At 49.7% G+C, this 26161-nt stretch carries 22 protein-coding genes; 17 read left to right on the top strand and 5 right to left on the bottom strand.

The features are described from left to right. The first annotated feature begins 59 nt into the window (after positions 1-59). The 8 genes from I2I11_RS01755 (at position 60) to I2I11_RS01790 (ending at position 10755) form a co-directional block, all read left to right on the top strand. Entirely contained in the window at positions 60-1499 is a 1440-nt protein-coding gene (locus tag I2I11_RS01755; protein ID WP_196265939.1) for a RagB/SusD family nutrient uptake outer membrane protein, read from the top strand. 105 nt (positions 1500-1604) lie between these two features. Next, positions 1605-3041 carry a M28 family metallopeptidase gene (locus tag I2I11_RS01760; protein ID WP_196265940.1) on the top strand — a complete coding sequence of 479 codons (1437 nt, stop codon included), beginning with the start codon at positions 1605-1607 and terminating at the stop codon, positions 3039-3041. Positions 3042-3330: 289 nt separating this feature from the next. Then, positions 3331-4545, top strand: a complete 1215-nt coding sequence (locus I2I11_RS01765) for a PQQ-dependent sugar dehydrogenase (RefSeq protein WP_230679826.1) — start codon at positions 3331-3333, stop codon at positions 4543-4545. Positions 4546-4658: 113 nt separating this feature from the next. Beyond that, positions 4659-5141: an ATP-dependent zinc protease family protein gene (locus I2I11_RS01770; RefSeq protein WP_196265941.1), complete on the top strand. Its 483-nt coding sequence runs from the start codon at positions 4659-4661 to the stop codon at positions 5139-5141. A gap of 108 nt (positions 5142-5249) precedes the next feature. After that, positions 5250-6152: a 30S ribosomal protein S6--L-glutamate ligase gene (rimK, locus tag I2I11_RS01775; RefSeq protein WP_196265942.1), complete on the top strand. Its 903-nt coding sequence runs from the start codon at positions 5250-5252 to the stop codon at positions 6150-6152. 1 nt (position 6153) lies between these two features. Then, the gene (locus I2I11_RS01780; protein ID WP_196265943.1) at positions 6154-7095 is read left to right on the top strand and encodes a succinylglutamate desuccinylase/aspartoacylase family protein; all 942 of its coding nucleotides are present in this window, start codon (positions 6154-6156) and stop codon (positions 7093-7095) included. Positions 7096-7396: 301 nt separating this feature from the next. Then, complete coding sequence (locus tag I2I11_RS01785) at positions 7397-9766, top strand: TonB-dependent receptor (RefSeq protein ID WP_196265944.1); 2370 nt, start codon at positions 7397-7399, stop codon at positions 9764-9766. A gap of 2 nt (positions 9767-9768) precedes the next feature. Beyond that, entirely contained in the window at positions 9769-10755 is a 987-nt protein-coding gene (locus tag I2I11_RS01790; RefSeq protein ID WP_196265945.1) for a DUF4249 domain-containing protein, read from the top strand. Positions 10756-10892: 137 nt separating this feature from the next. Here the strand turns inward: I2I11_RS01790 and I2I11_RS01795 are convergent, their stop codons facing one another. From I2I11_RS01795 to I2I11_RS01815, 5 genes are all read right to left on the bottom strand, one after another. Beyond that, positions 10893-11387 (bottom strand): hypothetical protein, encoded by a 495-nt coding sequence (locus I2I11_RS01795; RefSeq protein WP_196265946.1) that lies wholly within the window; start codon positions 11385-11387, stop codon positions 10893-10895. A gap of 225 nt (positions 11388-11612) precedes the next feature. Further along, positions 11613-12398, bottom strand: coding sequence for an SAM-dependent methyltransferase (locus tag I2I11_RS01800; RefSeq protein WP_196265947.1), 786 nt, complete (start codon positions 12396-12398; stop codon positions 11613-11615). 269 nt (positions 12399-12667) lie between these two features. Further along, on the bottom strand, positions 12668-13339 hold the full coding sequence (locus tag I2I11_RS01805; RefSeq protein ID WP_196265948.1) for an oxidoreductase: 672 nt from the start codon (positions 13337-13339) through the stop codon (positions 12668-12670). 179 nt (positions 13340-13518) lie between these two features. Then, entirely contained in the window at positions 13519-14361 is an 843-nt protein-coding gene (locus I2I11_RS01810) for a CvfB family protein (RefSeq protein WP_196265949.1), read from the bottom strand. Positions 14362-14571: 210 nt separating this feature from the next. Continuing rightward, positions 14572-16476, bottom strand: a complete 1905-nt coding sequence (locus I2I11_RS01815; protein WP_196265950.1) for a BamA/TamA family outer membrane protein — start codon at positions 16474-16476, stop codon at positions 14572-14574. A 262-nt stretch (positions 16477-16738) separates the two neighbouring features. On the opposite strand from I2I11_RS01815, the gene I2I11_RS01820 reads away from it, so the two are divergent. The 9 genes from I2I11_RS01820 to sigZ all read left to right on the top strand — a co-directional run bounded on the left by I2I11_RS01820 (position 16739) and on the right by sigZ (position 26161). Next, positions 16739-18004, top strand: a complete 1266-nt coding sequence (locus tag I2I11_RS01820; RefSeq protein WP_196265951.1) for a putative DNA modification/repair radical SAM protein — start codon at positions 16739-16741, stop codon at positions 18002-18004. Positions 18005-18118: 114 nt separating this feature from the next. Next, positions 18119-18247: a hypothetical protein gene (locus I2I11_RS21395; RefSeq protein WP_255531332.1), complete on the top strand. Its 129-nt coding sequence runs from the start codon at positions 18119-18121 to the stop codon at positions 18245-18247. Positions 18248-18261: 14 nt separating this feature from the next. Next, complete coding sequence (locus I2I11_RS01825) at positions 18262-19035, top strand: TIGR03915 family putative DNA repair protein (protein ID WP_196265952.1); 774 nt, start codon at positions 18262-18264, stop codon at positions 19033-19035. Between the two features lie 182 nt (positions 19036-19217). Further along, on the top strand, positions 19218-19586 hold the full coding sequence (locus I2I11_RS01830) for a hypothetical protein (RefSeq protein WP_230679827.1): 369 nt from the start codon (positions 19218-19220) through the stop codon (positions 19584-19586). Between the two features lie 625 nt (positions 19587-20211). Further along, the gene (locus I2I11_RS01835) at positions 20212-22290 is read left to right on the top strand and encodes a DUF3857 domain-containing protein (protein ID WP_196265953.1); all 2079 of its coding nucleotides are present in this window, start codon (positions 20212-20214) and stop codon (positions 22288-22290) included. 144 nt (positions 22291-22434) lie between these two features. Then, entirely contained in the window at positions 22435-24330 is a 1896-nt protein-coding gene (locus I2I11_RS01840; protein ID WP_196265954.1) for a DUF3857 domain-containing protein, read from the top strand. A gap of 17 nt (positions 24331-24347) precedes the next feature. Beyond that, the gene (locus I2I11_RS01845; protein ID WP_196265955.1) at positions 24348-24803 is read left to right on the top strand and encodes a hypothetical protein; all 456 of its coding nucleotides are present in this window, start codon (positions 24348-24350) and stop codon (positions 24801-24803) included. Positions 24804-24991: 188 nt separating this feature from the next. Beyond that, entirely contained in the window at positions 24992-25411 is a 420-nt protein-coding gene (locus I2I11_RS01850; RefSeq protein ID WP_196265956.1) for an ArsI/CadI family heavy metal resistance metalloenzyme, read from the top strand. A 174-nt stretch (positions 25412-25585) separates the two neighbouring features. Beyond that, positions 25586-26161 carry an RNA polymerase sigma factor SigZ gene (gene sigZ / locus I2I11_RS01855; protein WP_230679828.1) on the top strand — a complete coding sequence of 192 codons (576 nt, stop codon included), beginning with the start codon at positions 25586-25588 and terminating at the stop codon, positions 26159-26161.

Consider the following 26161-nt stretch of genomic DNA (forward strand, 5'->3'; position numbering starts at 1 on the left):
GCCAGTGCTTCATTTTTAATTTATACTTCTTCAGATTTTTAAATTTACTTCATACTGCTATGCAACTAAAAAAAATATCGATAGGGTTAGTGATAGCCATTGTTGCTTTCACCTCCTGCACCAAAGACGATTTATTTGAGGACCCCCTTGATGCTGTATCCACGGCTACCGCTTTCAGCACGCCCGAAAGGATAGAGAAAGCTGCTGTCGGGATGTACAGCGCCTCCCAAAACCTGGACTGGGGTTCGGGCCGCAACCTGATTTATTCTGATGTACAGGGATTGGATGTTAACCCCAATCCTTTTTTCGGAAGCATTGGTTATTTTGAACAGATGCGGCCTACCGATGGCGTTATTACCAACGCGTGGACAGGCGCTTACAACACCATCTATACGGCTAATCTTTTCCTGAAGAACTTTGAACCGGTGCAGAGCCTGGTTACGCCCGAAAAAGCAGAACAGTACATTGGCGAGGCAGAATTTCTCCGGGCTTACAATTATTTTCTAATGGTAAATTTCTGGGGCCAGACTTACACCGATCCCATCAAAGGGCCTGAAACAAACCTGGGCGTTCCTTTGGTGCTCACAGCAGCCGACAACCCTTTCTCGTCTGAAACCCTGATTCCGAGAGCTACTGTTAAGGCGGTTTACGAGCAGGTAGAGAAGGATTTACTGGATGCTGAAGCGAAGCTGCCCGAGAGCTATTCCGATGCCAATGCTACCGTGTCGCGTGCTACCAAGGGAGCTGCCAGGGCGCTGCTGATGCGGGTATACTTGTATGAGGGTAACTGGGCCAAAGCCGAGGAGTATGCAAATCTGCTAATCAACTCGGGTATGTATGGCTTAAACGCAACACCTGAGGTTACTTTCAGGAATTATACCACAAACGAGAGCATTTACTCGACTGCTTTTTCAGGCTCAAACAACCCCGACAGAAACAATTCGCTGGCGGCGCATTACAGCCCGGCTGTACGAGGCGATCTTTCCATTACACCCGCATACCTGAGCCTGATGGACACGGCCGTTGACTTACGCTTCCAGAACCTGGTAACCAAAACAGTACAGGGCACCGGCGCTGCGGCAACGCCAACTTTCTGGACGCTCAAGTACACCAACTTTGCTGACTGGGTGCCGGTGCTGCGGTATGCCGAAGTGCTGCTGGTAAAAGCAGAAGCTTTGGCCAGGCAGGGAGATCCTACCGCTCCAGCAAACCCCGAAGCAGTGGATTTGCTGAACCAGGTGAGAACCAGATCGAATGCTGCATCCGTAAGCCCTGCTACCAACCAGGAGCTTATTGGTGCTATTCTAAGAGAAAGACGAATAGAACTGGCTTTTGAAGGACAGTCATACTTCGATTTACAGAGAACGCACCAGGATATTCCGGCACACTCCAGCATCGATAACCCGATACCTTATGGCAGCACTTACCGGGTATGGCCTATTCCGCAGCGTGACATCAACATTATGACCACAGGATTAGAACAAAATCCGGGATATTAATTTAACATCAGAGATACCTAAATAACAAGGGCAGGTAGTTGTTACGCGACTACCTGCCCCTTTTATTACAGATTAAAACTTAAATCAGAAATTAAATAAGTAAACATGAAGAAGTTATTACTTACAACTTTTGCTGTAGGCAGCCTTACAGGTGCTTTTGCACAATCAACAACCATTATACAGAAGGACCCGCAAATTGAAGCGATGGTAAAAGAAGTTTCAGCTGATTCGCTTCAGTCTTATATCCATACTTTGGTTTCTTTTGGCACACGCCATACTTTAAGCACACAAAAGGACACCAGGGCCGGTGTTGGTGCAGCAAAAAGCTGGGTGCTAAGCAAATTCAATCAGTTTGCAAAGCAATCAGGCGGGCGCCTGACAGCCGTTATCGACAGCACCATTTATCAGCCTGACGGCAAAAGAGTGGACAAGCCCATCAACCTGGGAAATGTGGTAGCGACGCTGAAAGGAACAGACCCGAACGACAACCGCATTTTTATCATCAGCGGACATATGGACAGCAGGCGAAGCGACGTAATGGATGGCAAAGGCATATCGCCGGGCGCAAATGACGATGGCAGCGGCACTGCGGCAGTGATAGAGTGTGCCCGGGTTATGAGTAAACATGCTTTTCCGGCTACCATAATCTTTGTTGCCGTAACCGGCGAAGAGCAAGGCTTGCTAGGCGCCAGGTATATGGCAGACAAAGCCAAAAAGGAGAACTGGAATATAGAGGCGGTTCTGAACAACGACATGGTAGGCAGCAACAACAGCAATGAAACCAACATCATCAACAACACGCAGGTAAGGGTATTTAGTGAGGGATTACCGGCTTACGAGATGGAGAAAAACGTAGCAGAGATACGCCAGTATGGTTTGGAAAATGAAGGCAAAGCAAGGCAGCTGGCCCGCTATATGAAAGAAGTAGGTGAACGCTATACTGATAACCTGGAGGTAGTAATGGTTTACCGCAACGATCGTTTCGGGCGTGGCGGCGATCATACCCCTTTTGTTGAGAATGGATATGCCGCCGTTCGGGTTACAGAAATGAATGAAAACTTTCAGCACCAGCATCAGGATCTGAGAACTGAAAATGGAATCAGGTATGGTGATTTGGAAGAATTTATGGACTTTGAATATTTAAGGAAAAACACTGTTCTGGATTTGGCTACCCTTGCCAACCTGGCTAAGTCTCCCTCCATGCCGCAGGAAGTAGTATTTGATTTCAAAGGACTGGGTAATTCTACTGCGCTGACCTGGAAAAAGCCGGCGGCAGGAAACGTGAAAGGTTATTATGTGATGATGCGGGAAACCACCAGCCCTGTCTGGCAAAAGAAGTTCTTTACAGCGGCTACTGAAATAAATTTACCTTACTCAAAAGACAATTATCTTTTTGCTGTGCAATCTGTGAGCAACGATGGAAATGAAAGCCTGCCCGTTATCCCGAAAGTAGTCAGAAGGCAGCCACAACAGGCACAGCCATCACAACAGCCGCAACAATCTAAAAGCACTAAAAAGCAATCCAGGAAATCAAAAAAGTAAAATAGGCTTATGGCAGAAACACATTGTTGCCCGGCTGGCAAGCCTGCTCCGGCAACAATGTGTTTTTGTAAGAGTATAAGTTCCTTACGGAAGGCAGTCATGCGCTGTAGTGGCGCAATAGCTATTGCCAAAGTATAGCACAATGCGAAAACATACTTTGCTTATTCATGCTGTCGCGAAAGCTATGGTGCATAGTTTATACTTAAAAAGTCTCGTATATTTCATGCTGATGCCTGTTATTTATACTTACTTACCCGTTCAACATCTTTAATTTTAGATCTGAAACACCATGAAAAAAACTTTTAACACTGTTTTATACTTTATTGCAGTGATGGCTGTCAGCTTTGGCTGCTCCTCCGAAAACTCATCCAACGAAAATGCCAACGCAGACGAGACGGCCAAAACAGGTCCGACCGAAACGCAGCAGGCCGATGCAGGTGAGAACGAACCGGCAAGCCCCACCGACGAAAACCTGGCAAAAATCAACCTGCCTGACGGCTTCCGTATCGATTATTATGCTGACAGCGTGAAAGGCGCCCGCTCTATGGCCATGAGCGCATCGGGCATTGTGTTTGTAGGCACGCAGGATGCCGGCAAGGTGTACGCGGTAGTGGACAAGAACAAAGACGGCAAAGCAGAAGAAGTAGTGGTGGTGGCATCTGATTTAAACACGCCGAACGGCGTGGCCATCAAAGACGGAGATTTATACGTGGCCGAAATCGATCGCATCCTGAAGTACCCTGATATTGAGAATACCTTCCGCAACAAGCCAAAGTATGAAGTGGTAAATGATGATTTCCCGAGCGACAAGCACCATGGCTGGAAATACATTGCCTTTGGCCCCGATGGCAAGCTATACGTGCCGGTGGGCGCGCCCTGCAACATCTGCGAGCCGGAAAAACCAATTTATGCCTCGATTACGCGCATGAACGCCGACGGCACCGGCCTGGAAGTATACGCCCATGGTGTCCGCAACAGTGTGGGCTTCGATTGGAGCCCCGAAACCGGCAATTTATACTTCACCGACAATGGCCGCGACCTGCTGGGCGATAACATTCCGCCGGACGAGCTGAACCGCGCCACCGAAAAAGGCCAGCACTTTGGCTATCCTTACTGCCACGCCGGCACCATCTCCGATCCTGAATTTGGCAAGAAGCACGACTGCAGCGAATTTGTGAAGCCCGCCAAAACACTGAGCCCGCACGGCGCTTCGCTGGGTATAAAGTTTTATACCGGCAATATGTTTCCAGCGGAATACAAGAACCAGATTTTTATTGCTGAACACGGCTCCTGGAACCGCTCTAAAAAGATGGGCTACCGCGTGATGCTGGCCCGCCAGGACGACAATGGCAATATCACCAGCTACGAGCCCTTTGCGGAAGGCTGGCTGCAGGGCCAGGAGGACTGGGGCCGTCCCGTGGCTGTGCTCGTAATGCCTGACGGAGCCCTGCTCGTGTCTGACGATAAAAACGATGCCATTTACCGCATCAGCTATAGCAAGTAATTACGGGTTACGAATTCAGAATTACGAATACCAGGAGAAGTATAAATTGTAAATAAACATGTGGCGTGTTTCTAATTCTGAATTCGTAATTCTGAATTTATCTTTAGTCTTTGATGAAAGAGGAGAAAACAGGAAAATCAAAACCAGAAAAGAAGATTGTCGGAAGGCGCGAACTTGTCTCGTTTCCGGAGCTGGATATTGATGAGATCGAAGCCAAGATAGACACGGGCGCGTATACATCGGCCATGCATTGCTCGGACATACATGAGGAAGTGCGGCCGGACGGCGCCAAAGTTATATGCCTCGAATTGCTGGACCCCTCGCATCCGCAGTATAACCATAAAAAGCTGCGCTTTGCCAGGTATGATTTGCGCGAGATTAAAAGCTCTTTCGGCGAGGTACAGGAGCGTTACGTTATCCGGACAAAAATCAGGTTTTTCGATGAAATTATTGAAGCTGATTTTTCACTCTCCGACCGCAGCGACATGAAGTACCCGGTGCTGATTGGGCGGCAGCTGCTCCGTGGCCGGTTTGTAGTGGACGTGTCCCGGAAAAATATTGCCCGGAAGTATAAAATCAAACAAAAGAATAAGTAGGTGAATAAATCAAAACAACGCGCTTCTTTTGAGTAAAGGCTTAAATATCAGTATCTCATCTTTTAATTTATACATCCTTAAATTTTAAAATCTACTTAAACACCCTATATGAAGATTGCTATACTCTCGCGCAACCCCAGGCTTTATTCTACCCGCCGGCTGGTGGAGGCCGCCGAGCAGCGGGGGCACCAGGCCATTGTGCTCGACCATTTGCGCTGTGACCTGGTAATAGAACAAGGTGATCCGCATATTTTATATAAAGGCGAGCGCCTCACGGATATCGATGCCATCATTCCGCGCATTGGCGCTTCCGTTACTTTCTACGGAACGGCGGTGGTGCGCCAGTTTGAGATGATGAAGGTGAAAAGCGCTGTAGACTCGCAGGCCATTGTGCGCTCGCGCGACAAGTTGCGCTCACTCCAGATCCTGGGCCGCGCCGGGCTTGGCTTGCCCAAAACCGCCTTTACCAACTACTCTAAAAACACCTCAGAACTGGTGAAGGAGGTAGGAGGCGCGCCGCTGGTAATTAAACTGCTGGAAGGCACACAGGGCCTCGGCGTGGTGCTGGCTGAAACCAAAAAAGCGGCAGAGTCGGTGATTGAGGCCTTTCATAACCTGAGAGCCCGTATTATTGTGCAGGAGTTTGTGGCCGAAGCCGGCGGCGCCGATATCCGCGCCTTTGTGGTAAACGGCGAAGTAGTAGGCGCCATGAAACGGCAGGGCAGAGAGGGTGAGTTCCGCTCTAATTTACATCGTGGCGGCAAAGCCATGCTCATCCGGCTGACGCGCCAGGAGAAAGCTGCCGCCCTGCTCGCCGCCAAATCGCTGGGCTTAGGTATAGCCGGGGTGGATATGCTACAGTCCAAGCGCGGGCCACTGATACTGGAAGTAAACTCCTCACCTGGCTTGGAGGGCATCGAAAAAGCAACACAAAAAGACATTGCCGGTAGAATTATAGAATATGTGGAAGGCATGACACAGAAGAAGCCGAAACAGCGCATAAAAGAATAGCATGCCCGAAACCCTCCTTATCAACGGCGAAAGTATAGACCGCGGCGAAAAGGTGCTCACCAAGCTGGTGATCAGCAAGCTGCCCAGCGGCACCGTGATAGAGATTCCTGTATATGTGTTCCGCTCCGTGCACGACGGCCCGGTGGTGTTACTGATGGCCGGCATGCATGGCGACGAGGTAAACGGCACCGAAATTATCCGGCGCATGCTTACTAAAAAGATGCTGTACCCGCTCAAGGGCACCATCATTGCTATTCCGATTCTCAACATCTACGGTTTTCTTAATTTTTCGCGTCAGATGCCGGACGGCAAGGATGTGAACCGCAGCTTTCCGGGCAACCGCGACGGCTCGCTGGCCAGCCGCGTGGCGCACTACTTTATGAAGGAAGTAATGCCTTATGTAGACTATGGCATTGACTTTCATACCGGCGGAGGCAGCCGCACCAACTACCCGCAGATCAGGTGTGTGCTGAGCGACTACCGGAACGAAGAGCTTGCCCGCGCCTTTGCCGCTCCTTTTATTATGAATGTTCCTTACCGCCAGGGATCGCTGCGCAAAGAGGCTGCCCGGCACAGTAAATCTATTCTGGTGTATGAAACCGGCGAGTCGCTGCGGTTCGACGAGAAAGGCATTACCATAGGTATAGCAGGCACCTGCCGCCTGCTGCATCATTTGGGCATGATAGACAGCTGTATGCCGGCATCCGAAGAGACCATTGTGTGCCAGAAAGATACATGGGTACGGGCCAAAAATGCGGGCCTGTGGCGCAGCTTTGTGCAGTTGGGCGGCTACATAAAAAAGGGCCAGAACATAGGAAGTATAACCGATCCCTACGGCGAAATGGAAGCGCGCCTGAACGCGTCTGCTACAGGCTATGTGGTGGGCCTGAACAACATGCCCGTCGTTAACCAGGGCGACGCGCTACTGCACATTGCGTTTTAGCTGGAGGCAGTGGGTGTTGCTTCAGGGCTGCCGCTAATGATGAAGTATAAGTAACTGCTGTTACGCAATTTTCATTTTGTCCTCCTGCAAAGGGAAACTTTCCTGCATTCGTTAGTTCTCAGGTTGTGCTGCCCGCGTGAGTAATTCCATAACATCCCGTATGCTACTGTAAATCGTCCCCTTTATCTGAGAAACGCCTGTATAACAATAGGCATAAGTATAAAAATATATTTCTTATTTAGGTTGCAGTAAAGCTTTAATTTTCTGTAGTTTATGCTCCTGATTGTTGATGCTATTCTGCATGAGCCGCTATAAAAAACAAGCTTATCTTTTTTTACAGGCAGCCCTTTGCCTGTTGCTGCTGTGTTGTACCTCCGCAGCCTTTGCCCAGCGCCATACCATAAGCGGCTATGTGCGCGATGCCCAAACCAGTGAGAATCTGATTGGGGCAGCCGTGTATGATGCTTTGTCGGGGCAGGGCACTACGACCAACAGCTATGGCTTTTATAGTCTCTCCCTCAACGCCGGAGATTCCGTGGCGCTCATGGCATCTTACATCGGATACGGGCGGCAGCGGCTTAGCCTGAAGCTCACGAAAGATGTGACTTACAACTATGCTTTATCGCCTAATACGAGCCTGGCAACCGTAGAAGTGATGGCCTCGAAGGAAGAGAAAATAGAAGAGTCAACACGGATGAGCACTATTTCGGTGCCCATTGAGCAGCTGAAAGCAGTGCCTGCGCTGATGGGCGAAGTGGACGTGATAAAAACGCTGCAACTGCTGCCGGGCGTGCAATCGGGCACCGAAGGCGCCAGCGGCCTGTACGTGCGCGGTGGCGGCCCCGACCAGAATCTGATTCTGCTGGATGGCGCACCGGTTTATAATGCCACGCATTTGTTCGGTTTCTTCTCCGTGTTTAATGCCGATGCACTCAACCATATCGAACTGGTGAAAGGCGGTTTTCCGGCGCGCTACGGTGGCAGGTTGTCGTCGGTGCTGGACATCAGCATGAAGGAGGGCAATATGCACGAGTTTCATGGCGAAGGCTCCATTGGCATCATCGCCTCCAAACTGACACTAGAAGGGCCTATAAAAAAGGACACAGCCTCTTTCATCATCTCGGCCCGGCGCACCTACCTGGATGTGCTGGCACGGCCCTTTATGAACAAGGAAGAAGGCGTGGTGGGTTATTTTTTTCAGGACTTTAACGCCAAATTCAACTATAGAATCACGTCCAAAGACCGCCTGTACCTGAGCGGCTATACCGGCCTGGACAAATTTCACACCCGCTTCGAGAACAACGATACGTACAACAACAGCAGCTACTACAGTAAAGAAACAGCCGGTTTGGGTTGGGGAAACAACATGCTGAGCCTGCGCTGGAACCGTATCCTCAACAACCGCCTCTTTCTGAATACCACCGCCACTTACAGCCGTTACCAGTTCGATATTGATGTACAGAACCAGGACAGGAGCGAGGAAAACGGGGAAGTAACCCGCGAGAGCAGTTCCCGCCTCATCTACCTGTCCAATATCCGCGATTATAGTATAAAAACAGATTTCGATTACCTGCCCAGCCCCAGCCATTATATTCGGTTTGGCAGCCAGGCAATACAGCACCAGTTCAGGCCCGGCGCCATACAACTCACCGACGAGATTGAAGGCGACGAGATAAATGACTTGAAACAAGGTTCCAAAACAGCAGCTGTAGAAGCATCGGTATACATCGAAGATGACGTACGGCTGTCGGATAAATTAAAGATGAACGTGGGTGGGCGCCTGAACAGCTTTTTTGTGGATGGGGAAACCTATACTTCGCTGGAGCCGCGGGTAACGGCGCGCTATCTGGTAAATGACAGGCTGGCCCTGAAGGCATCTTACGCCAAAACCAGCCAGTTTATACACCTGCTCACCAACAGCGGCATCGGGTTGCCTACCGATTTGTGGGTGCCTGCTACCAAACTGGTGCAGCCCCAGCGTGCCACGCAGTATGCCTTTGGGGCTGCCCAAACCCTGCTGGACGGCCAGTATGAGGTAAGTGTGGAGGGTTACTACAAAACCATGAAGGGCATCATCGAATATAAGGAAGGCTCTGATTTTACTACCACCATCAGCAACAACTGGGAAACCAAGGTAACAACGGGTAAAGGCTGGGCTTACGGCGCTGAGTTTTTCCTGCAGAAGAAGGTAGGCCGCACCAGTGGCTGGGTGGGCTATACTTTGTCGTGGGCCAACCGGCAGTTTGCAGAGCTTAACTATGGCCGCAAGTTTCCGTACCGCTACGACCGCCGCCACGACATTTCAGTCGTGCTTTTCCATCAATTGCCGCGTAACTGGAATTTTTCATCTACCTGGGTATATGGCACCGGTAATGCGGTTACGCTCACCGAATCGAGGTATATTGTAGGCGCATACGAAACCGTGGACAGCTATAGTTCCCGCAACAACTACCGCATGAGGGCCTATCATCGCCTGGACCTTGGCTTCAGCAAAATCAAAACAAAAAGCTGGGGCGAGGTGGTAAATACCTTCAGCCTGTATAACGCTTACAGTCGCCAAAATCCGTTTTACATGTACTTTGCAGGAGCCAAAGACGGGGAGAAAGCCTCTTTCCGGCAGGTGGCCCTGTTTCCCATTATTCCGTCCTTTTCCAAAAGCTTTAAGTTTTAGGTATGATGAAGTATAAAGTAAAGCTTTTCGCGCTGTTTGCCCTGCTGGCTGCCGGAATGTTCGGGTGCGAGATGGAGCAGGAAGTTGATCTGCCGGAACATGAACCCAAGCTCACGCTGCGGCTGGCGCTGGCTAACGTAGATACATTGGCAGAACACAGCATCCAGTACAAGTATAGCGCCCTTTTTATTGGCAGAAGCCAGAGTGTGCTTTATCCGGATGAGAGCCTGACGGGTATGGCCAATGCCACGGTGAAGTTATATGACGAAAGCGGTAACGTGGTGGAAGAGTATGCACATACAGGGTATACGCAAAGTGAGTACGGCTACAAGGTTGAAATGCAGGGCTATTATGCTTCCACTAAAAACTTCGTACCTGAACCCGGCAAGACCTATACCATACGAGCCTCTGCGCATACTTTTCAGGATATTGAAGCCACCACCATGCTGCCCGAAAAACCAGTTGTGACAGATCTGAGCTTTGACGGACAACCATCGCCGGCTGATTCTTATACGATTGAGGGGGATCTGAAACTGACCATAGCCGACGAGCCGGGCAAGAAGAATTACTACCGCCTGGTGGCAGTTCCGCTCGACAGCACTTATGCCCGTATTGCCGATTCCCCGGCCAGATCCATTGATGCGTATGACGGGGCAGATTTTGGGAACAACGAAAAGCCGCGCCTGGGCGATCTGTTCAGCGATGAACTTTATTCGTCGGGTAAGATTACGCTGCTCACCCGCATCGCCTTCCCGGGTATAGATTATGCCAGTTTCCAGACAGGCAAAAAGCGTTATGCCCGGTACCTGGAAGTGCAGGTGCAGCAACTCACCGAATCAGAATATTTATTTGCCAAAACCCTGGAGGCACAATGGCGCTCAGATGATAATCCTTTTGCAGAGAGCCAGAACGTGTACAGCAATGTGAACAGTGGTTACGGTGTGCTGGGTGGCGTAACGGTTACCAGGGTTGTTGTGGAGGCGCTGTAAGTATAAGCAAAGCTTAATAGGCAAATGACATTCTACTAAATACTTGCGCCAGTTGAATGTACTTGTATTAAACCAGATGATGCCTGCTGTAAAGTATAGCAGGCATCATCTGGTTTTCATTTATCAGCAATAGCAAATTAAAACACATACCTCACATGCAGGGCGGTATCCCAGAAGCCGCCGCCACGCGGCAGGTTAAGGTATGGCTTTATGTCGGCGCCGATGGTAAACGGAATGTCGCGGATGTAGTATTCAAGGCCCAATACGCCGTCTACGCCTACGCCATACACATTGTCATCACCATAATGTTTATTGCCGGGATCATAATAGTCGTGGCCGTTGTAAAAGCCTACATGGCCGCCAAGTCCGTAGTACCACAGCAAACCGCTGGTGTTAAAAGCCTGCGCGTGCTTCTCGTACAATACCGTAATAACGGTGCCTCTATACTTAAAGCTGGTGCTGACAATGCCCTCCAGCGCAACATCGTTTTGAATAAAATGCTTGATAGTGAGGCCAGAGGCCGCGCCTCCTCTTAAACCGATACCGGTCGTGTAGCCACGCTGGGCTTCGGCGCTGAAAGTCACGGCCAGAACGAGCGCCAATGCGAATGAAATGCGGAAAATAATTTTCATGAGAGATTAAAGGTGTAAAATTGTTGCGGATACAACACCAACTGTTGCTTTGGCGGCTGCAAAATTAAAAATCTAACGCATTAATAAGCCAAGTGTATATACAAAATTAACTTTATACTTTGGCAGGCACCGATGCACCCGGCGGCTCCGGCGGAAACAAACTGACGCCTGAAGTGCCAGGCTGCTGATATACTGTTGCTTAGGATCTTAATTCATAAAGCGGATTTACTTTTTACTGCTCTCCTTATAATCCTGCAGGTAAGCTGATTTGCCGGTGCGCCGCCCGATTATCCTGAAAAAAGAAATAAAATGCTCCTTATCCTGCGCCAGCGCTTTAGCAAAAGGATCTTTTTCCCCCTGTTGCTCAAAATCCTGCACATATTGCTGCCGTACCAGTTCGGCCTCCGCCAGTTTTTCTGCAACTTCTACCTGCACCAGGCCTGTTTTCTCCCATAGTTTGCGCCACCAGTTCACGGTATGTATAAAGTACCAGTAGTTCTGATAATCCTTTTGCAGGAATTCAGGCACCTGATCCAGCGATTCAATCTCGTTAGAGAAACAGACATCCACCACGGCAATGCGCCCGCCGGGTTTCAGAAAACGAGCGATATAAGGCAGGTATTTGTCATCGGTGCCAAAGTAAGTATAAGAATCAACCACCACAATTGCATCAAAATACTCTTCGGCAAAAGGCAGCGCACGCGCATCGGCCTCCAGGGGAACAACGCGATCCGAACAGCCTGCGTCCTGTATGCGCTGGTAGTTGTCGCTGGCCGGAATCGCCTCATCCACCGCCCACACGGTAACATCAAACTCTTTGGCCATAAAAATAGCACTGATGGCTTTGCCGCAGCCTAAATCCAGCACCCGCATACCGGGTTTCAGTTCCAGGTTTTTGGTAAGGCTTTCCAGGTTCAGGAGCACGTTTTCACCCATAGAATTGCGCCGCACCCACTCCGGATCGTAACGGGAGGCCTTGGGAAACACATGCTGTAGTTTGTTTTGTGACATAGTTCGGAAGTATATGTAAAAGGACACGAGTATCAAGTGGAACATCCCGGATACCGAGGGTATCGGCTATAAGGCTTTTTCTTGCCTATACTTGACAATCAAAATGTTTATACTTTGATGAGATGCTTTAATTATCTCGTTGTTTGTTCCCATTCCCTAAGCATGCATAAGGAATCAGGTATGATTGCGGATGACGCCTGCTTTGCGCTGGCAGCTATACCTGTAAAATTTTAATTTGTATGCCGGGTTCTGGCCAGGCAGGGCTGGGGCTATAGTTTAGCGCCCATTGTGGCAATCGCATCCGAAGGGTGGATGTGCACACCATGCTGGTTCAGGGTGGCAGCATACAGCATGGCTTTGGCCACGGTTTCGGCAGCAATGGGCTTATACTTTTTCAGCGGGCCCACCATCAGCTTACTCAATGGCTCCATTACTTTGGAGGCGATTTCTTCGCCGCTGCGCACTTCCTCCCGTTCGCCCAGCAGCAGCGAAGGCCGGAAAATATGCACAGTTTCCAGTTCCGGCAGCTGCACATCGCGTTCCATCTCGCCTTTTACCTTGTTATAGAAAATCATAGAACCGGCATCTGCGCCCATCGCCGACACCACCAGGAACTGCGCGGCGCCTTTGCCGGCAGTTACCTGCGCCAGTTGCACCACATACGTGTGGTCTACTTTGTAGAAAGCCTGTTTAGACCCTGCTTTTTTGATAGTAGTGCCCAGGCAGCAGTATACATCGTCGGCCACCATGTCGGTAGCGTATGATTTCAGGTCATCAAAGTCTGCGATCAGCTGCTCCAGCTTGGGATGGATAAGCGGCATTTCATGGCGGCCAACGGAGATAACCTGGCTGTACCGATCGCTCTGGAGGAGCTGACGCAGGCAATGCCCGCCTACCAGCCCGCTGGCGCCGGCAATAAGGGCAGTTCTTACTTTTTGCATAGGATTTCGACTTACGCAGACTTACGTTTTTAACCGCTATATAGTCTATAAAGTATAATAGTTTTGCCCGGAAATTTGTGGGGTGGCATCCCTAACCTCTCCGGAAACTTCGAAGCGATGGTGCAGGCCGCATGTGCAACTCCTGTATGCGCTCTCCGGATGCGCCAGGCACAACGGTTTTAGCGCTTCAGCCGGATGTTGTTGTCGGTGAGTTCGATTTTGCCTTCGCGGTACAGGCCGCCTATGGCGCGTTTAAAGGCTTTTTTGCTCATGCCCAGCAGTTTGTAAATATCTTCGGGCGTGCTGTTGTCCGAGAGCGGGAGCCAGCCGCTGCCCTGGCGCAGCAGGTTCAGAATGCGCTCGCCCGCCTCCATCGACTCGGTAACTATGGTGGTGCCGGGTTTGCGCAGGGTTACGTCAATTTTATTGTCGGGGCGGATGGCTTTGATGTAGCCGGTAAGCTTATCTCCGAGCTGCAAATCCTGGAACACCTCATTTTTATACAGCATGCCCATGTATTTGTTGTTGATGATAACCTTAATCCCGATATCTGTCAGGCCGGCTACCAGCAGTTGCACTTCCTCGTTCTCATCCAGGCTGATTCCGTCCTCGTTATGTAGGTATTTGCCCAGCTTGGAGGTAGCTACCACGCGGTCGGAGGTTTCGTCGAGGTAAATGTATACACAGTATTTGCGGCCTGCCTGCATTTTGTTTTTCTGGTTATGCAGCGGCACGAGCAAGTCCTTCTCCAGTCCCCAGTCCAGAAATGCACCGAACGGTGCAGTGTCGGTGCAGGTAAGGCAGGCAAACTCCCGGACAGTAGCATAGGGCATCAGGTTGGTAGCAATAACCCGGTCTTCGGAGTCGCGGTATACAAATACCCGTACAAAATCGCCAACTTTAGCGCCTTCCGGAATATACTTGTTCGGCAGCAGGATATCGCCGTCCTCCGAGGTAAGGTAAACGCCGAAATCTACTTCGCGTGCAATTTCCAGTTCGTTATAGTTGCCAAGATCTACCATGGTTGTTTTTATGCTGTGGTTTGGGGTGTACTGCAAATTTAACGAAAACTGCGGTCGGTTAAAAGGGCTATACGCTTGCGGAAAGGTATGGTATAAAAGTGTGGCAGGGAGACAGGCAAAGTATAGTTAGCGAACTGCCGCACCAGCCCCGCTCAGGGCTAGTATAACCTGAGCGGCCGCCGCAGCCCGGCAGGTATAAAGCGGCCGCTTTTACCGGAACTCGGCCACGCTTGGGTTTAAGAACCGGAAGTCTGTAAAATCATAGTATAAGCGGGTAGAGCCAAGTGTTTTGATGCTGCGCAGGTCTTCGTTGCCGGGCAGCCTTGGGTAATAACCTACCAGGAACTGTATCGTGCTGAAACCCAGGTACTCGTTGCGCAACCGGATGCCGATGCCGTATCCGCTATAGGGCGCTTCTCTGAACGGCGAGCTTTTGTTGCCCATCGAAAGCCAGGCCACGTCGGCAAAGGCGACGGCAGCCAGCCGGAACCCAAACAGCGAAAGGGGCGTGTAAAAGTTTGCCTCGTAGTTAAGCGAAACGCGGCGCGTGCCCCGCAGCAGGTCGGAGCGAAAACCGCGCAGGCCGTCTTCATTATTAATAGAGAGCAGTTCCTCGGCATGGCGGTTAATGCCAAAAGTAGCCCTGCCCTGTGCGTAGTGGCGCAGCTTCCAGTTGCCCCACTCATACAGCTTTGTAAAGTAAAGCGACTGCAACTCCAGTACGCCCTGCTCGCCCTGGCCATCGTGCAGAAATGTGCCATAGTTAACGCTGCCATACAGGTAACCGAAATCCTTGCTATACTTTGCCACAGAGGCAGACGCCCCGACGTAGCGCCGGTTGGTAAGGGCGCCTTTTTCGTAGCCCATGGTAAACGTCACCAAAGCCCCCGCCGGAATATCCTCCGTCCGGCCAAAACCAAACAAATAGCGGTCTTTATAATACTTGCGGATGCTGTAACCCAGGCTGCCCAGCAGCAGTGTATTGTCCTGAAAGTTGTTGGTGGGGGTGGTATGATAATCCGTATCTACCACCCGCAGGCCCGCTATTACCCGGCCCCTGGATTCGTAGCCCAGGTTGTAAGACTTAAACTGAAAGGCCCTGCCCAGCCAGGCGTCGTGACGGGTATAACTGAGATCGCCGTAGCGGGCCACTGTGTCTTCGGCCATAGCGGGCAGCAAGAGGCGTTCTTTAACAGAAATAAACCCGGCAGCACCGGCATACTTGGTGTTGGTCGAGTAAAAGTCGCGGCGCAGAAAAGCGCTTTTCTCTTTATAATAATTTTCGTTTATATAATTGATGTCCGCAGAAATGTAACTTTTGCCGATGTTTTCGATGGCATAGGCGCCGGAAAGTTCCCAGGGCCTTGGCCGGTCCATGTTAAAGCGGTAGGAGGTGCGCAACTGATGTCCCTGACCCAGAAAGTTAAGCTCGCGCAGCGATATCCGGCCTGACCCGGAAGATGCGGAAAAAGAGCCGGAACCGCCCAGCGAAAAGATGTCCTTCGTGATGACGAACACATCCACGCTGTCGTCGGTGGTGGTTTGTTCGTTTACGATAATACGCGCATCGAGCAGGTAACTGGTCTGGCGCAGCAAACGCTCGGATTCTACCAGCGCCAGGGGCTCCAGCGGCTCCATGGCTTCAAAAAGCAGCTTGTTGCGGATAAGGCCGCGTCCGGTTTTTACGTGTAGTGCGTTGCCGGCTTTCTCAAAAAAGTTCTGCGGCACGCGCGCCGTGTCGCTGATAGAGTAGCCGAAAGGATCGAGGCTCAGGATGTCGATGTGGCGGACTATTTTATAGTTGTGCTTTTCATATTCCTGCCGGATAAGCTCGGCGTCCATTCCCTCAAAATTCTCATCTACCCGATCAAACACCAGGATAGCCTTCAGCAGCTTGCCCATAATGGTTTTACGCTCCGACATCTGGCGGAGGTTGTTCATGATGCGCTCATCAAACTTCTGTGTGGTATCGGTGGCGGCAGGCAGCAGGGTGGTGTCGGGTTTAACTTTAGGCGGATTGCTTTCCTGCGCCCGGCACACTCCCGCCCAGAGGCACAGCATGCCGAGAAAGCACACAAAAGTATAGCGGGTGACAGAGGAGTATGAAAGCAACATGAAGTATGGCCGGTATTGGAAGCGCCTGGTTAAGCCTACTAATATAACGGATTAAGCTGACAGATGTGATAAGAGCGCAGGCAAAATAGGTGATACGCAGACAGAGGCTGCATTTTGAATCTGAATTATACTTTTTAGTACTAATATATTTAGCTTATACCAAGATGTTGATAACCTTGTGTATAAATAAATGCTAATTTAGTTGGGTATATTTAGCCAAACACCGTATCTTTAAAGCAATAAAAGTATTCAGACAGTAGAAATGGACAGCAGGATAACAGATAAACTAACTATTTTAGCAGATGCCGCTAAATACGATGTGTCCTGCTCCTCCAGCGGTGGTAAGCGGAAAAACGAGAACAAAGGCTTGGGGAATGCCGAAGGAATGGGCATTTGCCACAGCTATACGGAGGATGGCCGTTGCGTATCGCTGCTTAAAATCCTGCTGACGAACTACTGTATTTACGACTGTGCCTACTGCGTTACCCGCCGCAGCAACGATGTGAAGCGGGCGGCCTTTACGGTGCAGGAAGTGGTGGATCTGACCATTAACTTTTACCGCCGCAACTATATAGAAGGGCTGTTTCTGAGCTCAGGTATTTTTAAGAATTCGGATTATACCATGGAGCGCCTGGTGCGTGTGGCCAAAAAGCTGCGGCAGGAGCATAAGTTTAACGGCTACATACACCTGAAAACGATTCCGGGTGCCAGCGAAGAACTGATAAAGGAAGCAGGCCTGTATGCCGACAGGCTGAGCGTGAACATTGAACTGCCAACGGAGAGAAGCCTGCAGCAACTGGCGCCGGAGAAAAATTACGCAGAGATACTGCTGCCGATGGATACGATTAAACAGCAGGTAGTGCAAGCCATGGAAGAAAAGAAACTGTTTAAATCGGCTCCGGTATTTGCGCCCGCCGGGCAAAGCACCCAGTTGATCGTGGGCGCAAGCGCCGAGAACGATCACCAGATTCTGCAGTTATCGAACCAACTGTACCAGGACTATAACTTAAAGCGCGTGTATTATTCGGGCTATGTGCCGGTGAGCAGCGACAGCCGTATGCCCATCATTACAGCGCCGCCCATTATCCGGGAAAACCGCATTTACCAGGCCGACTGGCTGATGCGCTTCTACGGCTTTAGTGTGCAGGAACTGGTGGATGAACAGCAGCCGAACCTAGAACCCGATATAGACCCAAAGCTGGCATGGGCGCTGCGCAACCGTTTTATCTTTCCGGTGGAGCTGAACACAGCTGATTACGAGCTGATTTTGCGGGTGCCGGGCATCGGAGTGAAATCTGCACAGAAAATTGTGTCGGCGCGCAGGTTTGCACAGCTCAACTTCGACCACCTGCGCCAGATGGGCGTGGTTCTGAAGCGGGCAAAATACTTTATTACCTGCCAGACCAAAAGCATGCTGCGCCAGGAATTCGACTCGCTGCAAATCAGAAATAAGATTTTGTTCGGAGACGGCGCCAAACCAAGCGCTTTGCTCAGGCAGCAGCTCGACCTGTTCCGGCAGGCCGGCTAAGCTGCCCGCATCTTTTGTCTTATATTTTTCTTTAAAGCTATGGCTTCAGCTAAACAGAAAGCAGTTATCGCAAATCATACTTCTTTATCTACCCAACCTAAAAAAGTAACAGTCATGAGAAAGAACCAGAAAGTTGCCCACGTATCGCTTTATTGCAAACTGAACATGCTGGTACCGCAACTGCAACGCCTGCAGGGCGAGAGCATCGACAAAAACCGCAGCAGCAGCCAGAGTAAGCAGTAACACGGGCTGCACGAATGTACTCTTATACTTATGATGGCTCTTTTGAAGGGCTGCTGACGGTGGTGTTTGAGGCTTATGAGCGCAATGCCTGGCCCACCGGCATTGCGCAGGAGCAGTTTGCCCAGCCCGGTATATTCGGCGAAACCATTGCCGTGGTAACTAGCGAGCAGAAGGCAAACCGTGTGTGGCATGGCCTCCGGAAAAAGCTGTCGGTAACGGCACAGCAGGCCTTATACCATACTTACCTGTGGGAGCAACCCGGTTTCGAACAACTTATTTTCGATTATATCCGGCTGGCATTTGCGCAGGAGGCAAGTATAGAGGGCAACTATGCCGCGCCCTGCGTACTGCAGGTGCAGCAGGCCGCCAGGCAGGTGTACCGCGAAAAGCACCGGATGGAAGCCTTTGTGCGCTTCCGGAAAACGGCAGATGACTTATTTTACGCCACTATCTCGCCCGACTATAATGTATTGCCGCTTATTGTACAACATTTCGAAAAGCGTTATGCAGATCAGCGCTGGGCCATTTACGATACCCGACGCCGCTATGGCGCCTATTATGACCTTACAGCCACATCCCTGATAGAGCTGGAATTGCCGCACCAGCGGCATGCCACATTGCACGCAGCAGCTCTGCATGGCGAAGAGGATAAATACAGGCAACTATGGCAGGTATACTTTGATCAGGTGAACATACCCGAGCGCCGCAACCCAAAGCTGCACTTGCGCCACATACCCCGGCGTTATTGGAAATATCTCTCCGAAAAGCAGCCGCGTACCGCACATTAACAGCGTGTTTTATACCAGTATACAACGCAACCGCTTAGATACGCGGAAAAATCATTTTAATATGAAACTTTTTCCTGTTTAAATACGTTAAAAACTGTATATATAGCTTTTTTAGTGTTTCAAAAAGCACTGCCATAAAGTTAAAATCATCAGGCAAGATAATTTATTATAGAAAAACTCTTATGAACACACGCGTACGGAAAAAACTGATACAAGTAGCTCGCGGAAGAGCGCATCTGATGACATTCCAGAACCTGATTTATGAGGCTGAGCTGGGACTTAACCTTGAAAATCCTTATGAGAAATCGAGATTAACCGAAGTAATTGATGAAATATCGGAGCAGGAGCATTCTGCCGGTCGCCCGTTGCTGAGTGCGCTTGTGCGGGTAAAAGGCCAGAAAAACCAGGGAGATAACTTTTTCAGGCTCTGCGAGCGCCTGGGTTATGGCCCTTGGAAAGACCTGAAACGCGATAACAAATTTATAGAAGACCAGCGCGAAGCCTGTCGTGAGTTCTGGCAGGATACCAGCAACTTTAGTTCTTACCTGTAAGATTTACACTCTGTAACATTGGCCGGAGCGGCACGCTACTTGATTTAGCTGTCGCTCCGTTTTGTTTCCGTTTTATACAACTTTACGCCCGTGGGTTGTACAGGAGGCTTGCCATACTTGTATCCATCAGCCTTGCACTTTCATTTAAATAAAGGCCCATAGTCTCCATTATCACCTTTCATCTATTTACGCCTACCTTGTTCGCTTCATAACTTTTGGTCTCACAATACTATTCTATAGCCTGTTATACTTGCCTGTAGCTATTTTCAGCTTGATCAGCAATCGGCAGCTGGTGCAGGAATTGTTATGGAAGAGCTTCTTATAATTATTTATAAAAAATATTTAATATTTAATTTAATATATAGAAAATTATTGTTTTATTTGTACTTTCGGAACAATAAGAAGATCTAAGTAAATCAGTAACAAGAAGTTGGGTTTAGGAGCATTGCGCGTTGAAGGCAAGGGCAGCGTTTAACATGCCTGCGTGTCTATTTCCGAACCTATCTATAAAGCTATCATGGTAATTCCTCAAAGTGCCGGAACAGGCTGCGCAGGTATAAATTACACGCAACAGCTAAGTCAAACCATTTTGTCAACAACGTAAATTAACAACTAAACAGGTTTTATGAGAACATTAACTTCTACCCTGACATTATTTCTTCTTTTTGCCTGCGCGGTTGGCGCCTCCCGGGTGCAGGGCCAGGCAGCTAAATTTGGGAAGATAAGCGACGAAGAGCTGAAAATGCGTGTGTACGAAAAAGACACCAGTGCCGCAGCCGTTATACTTTCAGATGTAGGTTATTCGCATTTCCAGTATTCAGATGGTTTTAAGCTGGTGTTTGAGCGCGAAATGCGCATCAAAATCCTTAAGAAATCGGGCTACAACTGGGCTGATATAGAGGTGCCCTATTATGAGCGCGGCTCCGACAGAGAAAATGTGACCAGTATAAGAGGTTATACTTACAACCTGGTAGACGGAAAGGTGCAGAAAGATAAGCTCGAATCCAAAGCTGTTTTTGATGAGCAGATGACTGAAAACTGGTCTGCCAAAAAATTTACGATGCCGAACGTAAAAGAAGGTTCTGTAATCGACGTAAAATACACCATCTACTCCGATTTTTTTCAGAACATGCGCGAATGGGAGTTTCAGAAGACAATACCGGTGGCATGGAGCGAATATAAAGTGCAGATTCCGGAATATTTTGACTACAAACTCCTGCAGCAGGGTTATTTGCCCTTTTACAATTCAACAAGCAGCAAAACACAGGATAGTTTTAATGTAAAGCGCAGCGGAAGTACTGAAGGAGGCGGCTTTAACACCAGGCGCGAGCCCGCAAGTGTGGATAAAGTGGATGCCCCAAGTTCAGCCAACAGCTGGGCTATGAAGGATGTGCCGGCCCTGCGCCCCGAAAAATACATTACCACCCTAAGCGACTACCAGGCCAAAATAGAGTTTGAGTTGCAGAAAGTACAGTTTCCGGGACAATCAGCGCAAATAGTGGTAGGAGAGTGGGAGCAGGTAACACGCGACCTGTTGGAGGAAGAAAAATTTGGCGTACAGCTGAACCGTAACGGCTTTTTTAAGGAAGAACTCGCAGCGCTGATGGCCAAGTATAAAACTCCTGAAAGCCAGATGGAAGCCATCCATAGCCTGGTAAAGAACAGGGTTGAGTGGGACGGCAAGTACGGTAAGTTTGCAATGACGCCTATCCGCAAAGTATACGATAACAAAAAGGGCTCTGCTGCCGAAATAAACCTGCTGATGACTTCTATGTTGCTGGAAGCCGGTTTAGATGCTGCGCCTGTGCTGTTAAGCACCCGCGAAAATGGCCGTGTGTACAAAGGCTCTCCTATGCTGAGCAAGTTTAATTACGTAATCTCGCATGTGCGCATCGGAGACACGGAGTATCTGCTGGATGCTACAGAACCGCTGCTGGCGGCAGGTAACCTGCCGGTAAGATGCCTGAACGGCGAAGGCCGCCTGATTAAAAAGGATGATCAACGCTGGGTGGCACTGAAACCGGCCTTTATTTATTCAAAGCTTTTTAGTGGGAACATCAGCATCAGCAGCAACGGCGATATGAAGGGCACAGCCACGGAATCGATAGGAGGCTACAATGCCCTGTACACCCGCAAATCTATACTGGAAGACGGAGAAGATAAGTTTTTAGAGAGCTTTGCCAAGGAAACAGGCGACATGAAGATACTGAAGCCTAAAATTAAAAACCTGAACGACGAAGCCCATCCGCTTGATATTACTTATGAGATAGCCGCTAGCGGAAGCGGACAGGAGAACAGCGTTATCTACCTGGACCCGATGCTGGGCCGTGGGGAGAAAGAAAATCCTTTTAAACTGGAGGAACGTGCCTACCCTGTAGATTTTGCAGCCCCGCAGGACGAAACCTATATCTGTAATTTTACACTTCCGGAAGGATATGAAATGGAGGAAGTGCCCCAGAGCAAAGTGCTGTCGATGCCTGATAATGGTGGTAAATTTATGTATGTGGTGAAGCAGGAAGGAAACGTGGTGCAGATAATGAGTAAAGTTAACATCAACAAGCCTGTATTTTATGCGCCGGAATACGCTTACCTGAAAGAGTTCTTTAATCAGATCATCACAAAGCAATCTGAGCAAATTGTACTCAAAAAAGTAACAGCGGGTAATACACAACAGGAACAGGCTGCAGGCAACGCCGGAAAATAAGAGCTAAACAGCCAGATAATAACTCATATTTATACTTCAGGAAACGCTACTGTAAAGTGCCATACCCTGTATAAAGCTGGAAACGGCCTTTGCAGTAGCGTTATTCCGCTTAAATCATTTATCCGCATTTTAAATTTTCAGATCATGCGTTTTTTATACCTGTTTTATGCCTGGCTTGGCCTTATTGCCTGCCACCAGGTACAGGCGCGCCCAGCCAATGACCTTACCAAGGGGGCAAACGTGCTTATCCGCTCCGAAGAAACCGTGTTCACCGTTAATTCTGTGAGCAGCAGCACCACGTATTTTAAAACCACCATTGCCATCCTGAACGAAAATGGCAGCGACCGGGCCAAACTGTATGTGCCCTACGACAAACTGAAGAAGGTAGATTATATTAATGCTACTTCCTACGACAGCTTCGGCAAGAAGATAAAATCGCTGCGCAAGTCTGATATTGTGGATGTAAGCGCTGTTTCCGACGGGAATCTTTTTCAGGACAACCGTGTGAAGATTGCTGATCTGACGCATTCGGTTTATCCTTACACGGTGGAATTCGAATATCAGGTTACCTCGGGCAACATGTTGTTTTACCCATTATGGATGCCCCTGGATGAGGAAAATCTGGCTGTGGAGAAATCTACTTTCCGGGTATTGTCGCCCTTGGGTATGCCATTGCGCTATCTGGAGAAGAACCTGCCTGTGCCGCTCAAAAAAGAAAAAACCGCTACCCATGAAGTGTATACCTGGCAGGTACAAGATCTGGCGCCGGTGGAGCAGGAACCATTTGGCCCTATGTTTTCGGAGCTGGTGCCGTTTGTGCGCACCGCACCCGGTACATTCGAAGTGGAGGGTTACCAGGGCAGTATGCAAAACTGGAAAGATTACGGCCTGTGGGTAGGCAAACTGAACAGCGGCCGCGATGTGCTGCCGGAGGCTACCAGACAGAAACTGCAAAGCATGGTGGCAGGCGCTAAAACATCCGAAGAAAAAGTACGGAAAATTTATAGTTACCTGCAGGGCAACACCCGCTATGTTTCTATCCAGCTGGGTATCGGCGGCTGGCAGCCCTTTGAAGCTTCTTTTGTGGACGGCAAGGGTTATGGCGATTGCAAAGCGCTGACTAACTATACACAGGCCATGCTGAAAGCTGTAGGCATCAACTCATACCAGGCCCTTATCCGCGCCGGCGACGGTGCATCCGACATCCTGACAGAGTTTCCGAGTCAGCAGTTTAACCATGTGGTGTTGTGCGTGCCATTGGAGCGCGACAGCCTGTGGCTGGAATGCACCAACCAGAATCAGGCTGCTGGGTATGCCGGTAGTTTTACGGGCAACCGCCATGCTTTGCTTATTACGCCCGAGGGAGGCAAACTGGTGAAAACACCCATGTATGGCGCTTCCGACAATACCCAGATCCGAAGTATAAGCGTGCAACTGGACGAAAAAGGCAACGGCACGGCTAGTGTGAGGACGGTTTTTAGCGGAGAGCAATCAGAAGCGCGAAGTATAGCCTTGCACAACGTAAAGCCCGACGAGCAGAAAAAATGGCTTTACGAGCATGTGGAGGTACCAGCCTTCGATATCAACAGCTATACCTGGAAAGAGCAGAAAGATGCCGTGCCTTCTGTTACGGAAGATCTGGAATTGCGCCTGCGGCAGTACGCTACCGTAAGTGGCAAGCGCCTTTTCCTGAAGCCGAACCTGATGAACAAGTGGACGTATTCGCCTGTAGCCAAAGAAAAGCGGCTGACAGACGTAGTAATGCGGGGCATGGCGTTTAAAGATGTGGATACCGTATCGTTTCAGCTGCCGGCAGGATTTGCGCTGGAGTTTCAGCCGCAGGATATGGACCTGCGTACTGCCTTTGGCCAGTACAAAACCACCATTAAGGTAGACGGGCAACAGGTAACCTATATCCGCAGCCTGCAGATGCCCATTGGCCGCTTTAAGCCGGAAACATACGCCCAATTGGTCGAATTTATGAACAAGCTGGTATCGGCCGACAACCAGCAACTGGTGTTCGTGAAAAATATTCCATAATTCATTTTTATACTTAAATGATAGAAGAGGAATTGGTTGCGGGGCTGCCGTTGGTAGAAGAACTGCCTGAACCAACAGGAAAACTGTACCACGCAAAAGCGGTAGCTGCCTGTGCGTTTGTAGGAGGTCCGTTGGGAGCAGCCTATTTGCTGGCTCATAATTATTTCAGCGTCGGAGAAGAAGAAGCCGGTCGCAAAGCCATCTTGTGGGGAATTGCGGCTACTGTTATTTTAATGTTGCTCCTGCTGCTGTTGCCCTTGCAGGTTATAGATAAGCTCCCCACTTATTTGTTGCCGGCAATAGAATCGGGCGCTTGTTATTTATTGGCGCAGCGGCTGCAGGCGGTGTACGTGCAGGACCATGTCGGGCTAAATGGAAAGCTGCAATCGAGGTGGCGGGCAGCCGGTGTAGGCTTAGTAAGTGCTGCTTTAACGATAGTTATTGCTATCGCCTTGCTGCCCTTTCTGCCGTAGCAGGAGGAGCCTGTTCCCTGGATTCGGCGCAGTGTGGAAAGCCCGTAAAGCTGGCGCTGTGCTACCGGAAAGAGGGCAAAGCGCAGCATATCAAAAATATTTATTAAATTTTTTCGGAAACCTGCGTCTTTTCAGAAGTCCTGCCGTCATCAGCGTGTATTTCAAAAACACACTTAAACTGCAAAGCCATGAAAAGATTTCACGTAAACGTACGCGTTAAAAACCTGCAGGAATCTGTTGCCTTTTACAACGCCCTTTTTGCTGCAGCGCCAACTGTCCTGAAAGCGGATTATGCCAAGTGGATGCTGGAAGATCCGCGCATTAACTTTGCCATTTCGCTGCACCCCGAAAACGCCGGCATCGAGCACCTGGGCATACAGGCAGAGAGCGCGGAGGAACTGACAGAAGTATACGGCAACCTGAAAAAGGCAAAGGGCGCTATCCGCGAAGAAGGAAAATGCACCTGCTGCTACGCCAAATCTGAAAAGTCGTGGATTACGGACCCGCAGGGCGTGGACTGGGAAGCTTTTTATACTTTCGGAGAAGCCACTATTTATGGTGAAGGTAACAATGCCCGGTCAGCCAAAGAACAAGCTATTGCCATTTAGTACAAAATAAAAGGCTGATACCCGGGCAGTAGCACTAGTTTGCGCCTGAATGCTTTTCGGACTATAGCTGCCTGAGCGGGAATGTATACAAGATGAGTTGTTGAGAAAATTTTATATTTTCAACGGATGAAAAATAGATCAGCCTTATCGGATTGCAATTCTTTAAATGCGGGTATGCCGGCTGGAGATTGCTGTGCGGCTGTGGCTCCTGTTTTTCTGGCTTATGAGGCGCAATTAAAAGGTTTTGTGCAGAAGCGCATAGCCGATAAAGCCGAAGCTGACGATATGCTGCAGCAGCTCTACCTGAAAGTGTATAAAAACTGTGAGCAGCTGCAAAATGTACAGAACGTTAAAGCTTGGCTTTACCAGATTACACGCAACGCCATCATCGATTTTTACCGCGAGAACAGCCGTCGCAGTAGCATAGAAGTAGCAGGCGAGTTGCCGGAGGAAGAAGCATTTCCGGAGCAGTCCCGGCAAGAGGTAGAGGCGCTGGTAGCGCCACTTATTGCGTTGTTGCCACCAGAGTATGCCGGGCCGCTTCGTTTGAGCGAACTGGAAGGCATCAGCCAGAAAGAGATTGCCACCCGACTAGGGATTTCATACTCCGGTGCTAAATCCCGTATCCAGCGTGGCCGCGAAAAGCTGAAAGCCCTGTTTCTGGAGTGCTGCCACCTCGAATTCAGCCCGGATGGTAGCGTACTGCATGCACAAGTGAAAGATAGTTGTAAGTCGCTGCAAAGTACCTGA

The organism is Pontibacter rufus, from assembly GCF_015694705.1.
Lineage (GTDB): Bacteria > Bacteroidota > Bacteroidia > Cytophagales > Hymenobacteraceae > Pontibacter > Pontibacter rufus.

What these genes read in the sequence shown, in the direction of transcription:
- I2I11_RS01755 (WP_196265939.1), top strand. Translation starts at nt 60, where the DNA reads ATGCAACTAAAAAAAATATCGATAGGGTTAGTGATAGCCATTGTTGCT.
- I2I11_RS01760 (WP_196265940.1), top strand. Translation starts at nt 1,605, where the DNA reads ATGAAGAAGTTATTACTTACAACTTTTGCTGTAGGCAGCCTTACAGGT.
- I2I11_RS01765 (WP_230679826.1), top strand. Translation starts at nt 3,331, where the DNA reads ATGAAAAAAACTTTTAACACTGTTTTATACTTTATTGCAGTGATGGCT.
- I2I11_RS01770 (WP_196265941.1), top strand. Translation starts at nt 4,659, where the DNA reads ATGAAAGAGGAGAAAACAGGAAAATCAAAACCAGAAAAGAAGATTGTC.
- rimK (WP_196265942.1), top strand. Translation starts at nt 5,250, where the DNA reads ATGAAGATTGCTATACTCTCGCGCAACCCCAGGCTTTATTCTACCCGC.
- I2I11_RS01780 (WP_196265943.1), top strand. Translation starts at nt 6,154, where the DNA reads ATGCCCGAAACCCTCCTTATCAACGGCGAAAGTATAGACCGCGGCGAA.
- I2I11_RS01785 (WP_196265944.1), top strand. Translation starts at nt 7,397, where the DNA reads ATGAGCCGCTATAAAAAACAAGCTTATCTTTTTTTACAGGCAGCCCTT.
- I2I11_RS01790 (WP_196265945.1), top strand. Translation starts at nt 9,769, where the DNA reads ATGATGAAGTATAAAGTAAAGCTTTTCGCGCTGTTTGCCCTGCTGGCT.
- I2I11_RS01795 (WP_196265946.1), bottom strand. Translation starts at nt 11,387, where the DNA reads ATGAAAATTATTTTCCGCATTTCATTCGCATTGGCGCTCGTTCTGGCC.
- I2I11_RS01800 (WP_196265947.1), bottom strand. Translation starts at nt 12,398, where the DNA reads ATGTCACAAAACAAACTACAGCATGTGTTTCCCAAGGCCTCCCGTTAC.
- I2I11_RS01805 (WP_196265948.1), bottom strand. Translation starts at nt 13,339, where the DNA reads ATGCAAAAAGTAAGAACTGCCCTTATTGCCGGCGCCAGCGGGCTGGTA.
- I2I11_RS01810 (WP_196265949.1), bottom strand. Translation starts at nt 14,361, where the DNA reads ATGGTAGATCTTGGCAACTATAACGAACTGGAAATTGCACGCGAAGTA.
- I2I11_RS01815 (WP_196265950.1), bottom strand. Translation starts at nt 16,476, where the DNA reads ATGTTGCTTTCATACTCCTCTGTCACCCGCTATACTTTTGTGTGCTTT.
- I2I11_RS01820 (WP_196265951.1), top strand. Translation starts at nt 16,739, where the DNA reads ATGGACAGCAGGATAACAGATAAACTAACTATTTTAGCAGATGCCGCT.
- I2I11_RS21395 (WP_255531332.1), top strand. Translation starts at nt 18,119, where the DNA reads ATGAGAAAGAACCAGAAAGTTGCCCACGTATCGCTTTATTGCAAACTG.
- I2I11_RS01825 (WP_196265952.1), top strand. Translation starts at nt 18,262, where the DNA reads ATGTACTCTTATACTTATGATGGCTCTTTTGAAGGGCTGCTGACGGTG.
- I2I11_RS01830 (WP_230679827.1), top strand. Translation starts at nt 19,218, where the DNA reads ATGAACACACGCGTACGGAAAAAACTGATACAAGTAGCTCGCGGAAGA.
- I2I11_RS01835 (WP_196265953.1), top strand. Translation starts at nt 20,212, where the DNA reads ATGAGAACATTAACTTCTACCCTGACATTATTTCTTCTTTTTGCCTGC.
- I2I11_RS01840 (WP_196265954.1), top strand. Translation starts at nt 22,435, where the DNA reads ATGCGTTTTTTATACCTGTTTTATGCCTGGCTTGGCCTTATTGCCTGC.
- I2I11_RS01845 (WP_196265955.1), top strand. Translation starts at nt 24,348, where the DNA reads ATGATAGAAGAGGAATTGGTTGCGGGGCTGCCGTTGGTAGAAGAACTG.
- I2I11_RS01850 (WP_196265956.1), top strand. Translation starts at nt 24,992, where the DNA reads ATGAAAAGATTTCACGTAAACGTACGCGTTAAAAACCTGCAGGAATCT.
- sigZ (WP_230679828.1), top strand. Translation starts at nt 25,586, where the DNA reads ATGCCGGCTGGAGATTGCTGTGCGGCTGTGGCTCCTGTTTTTCTGGCT.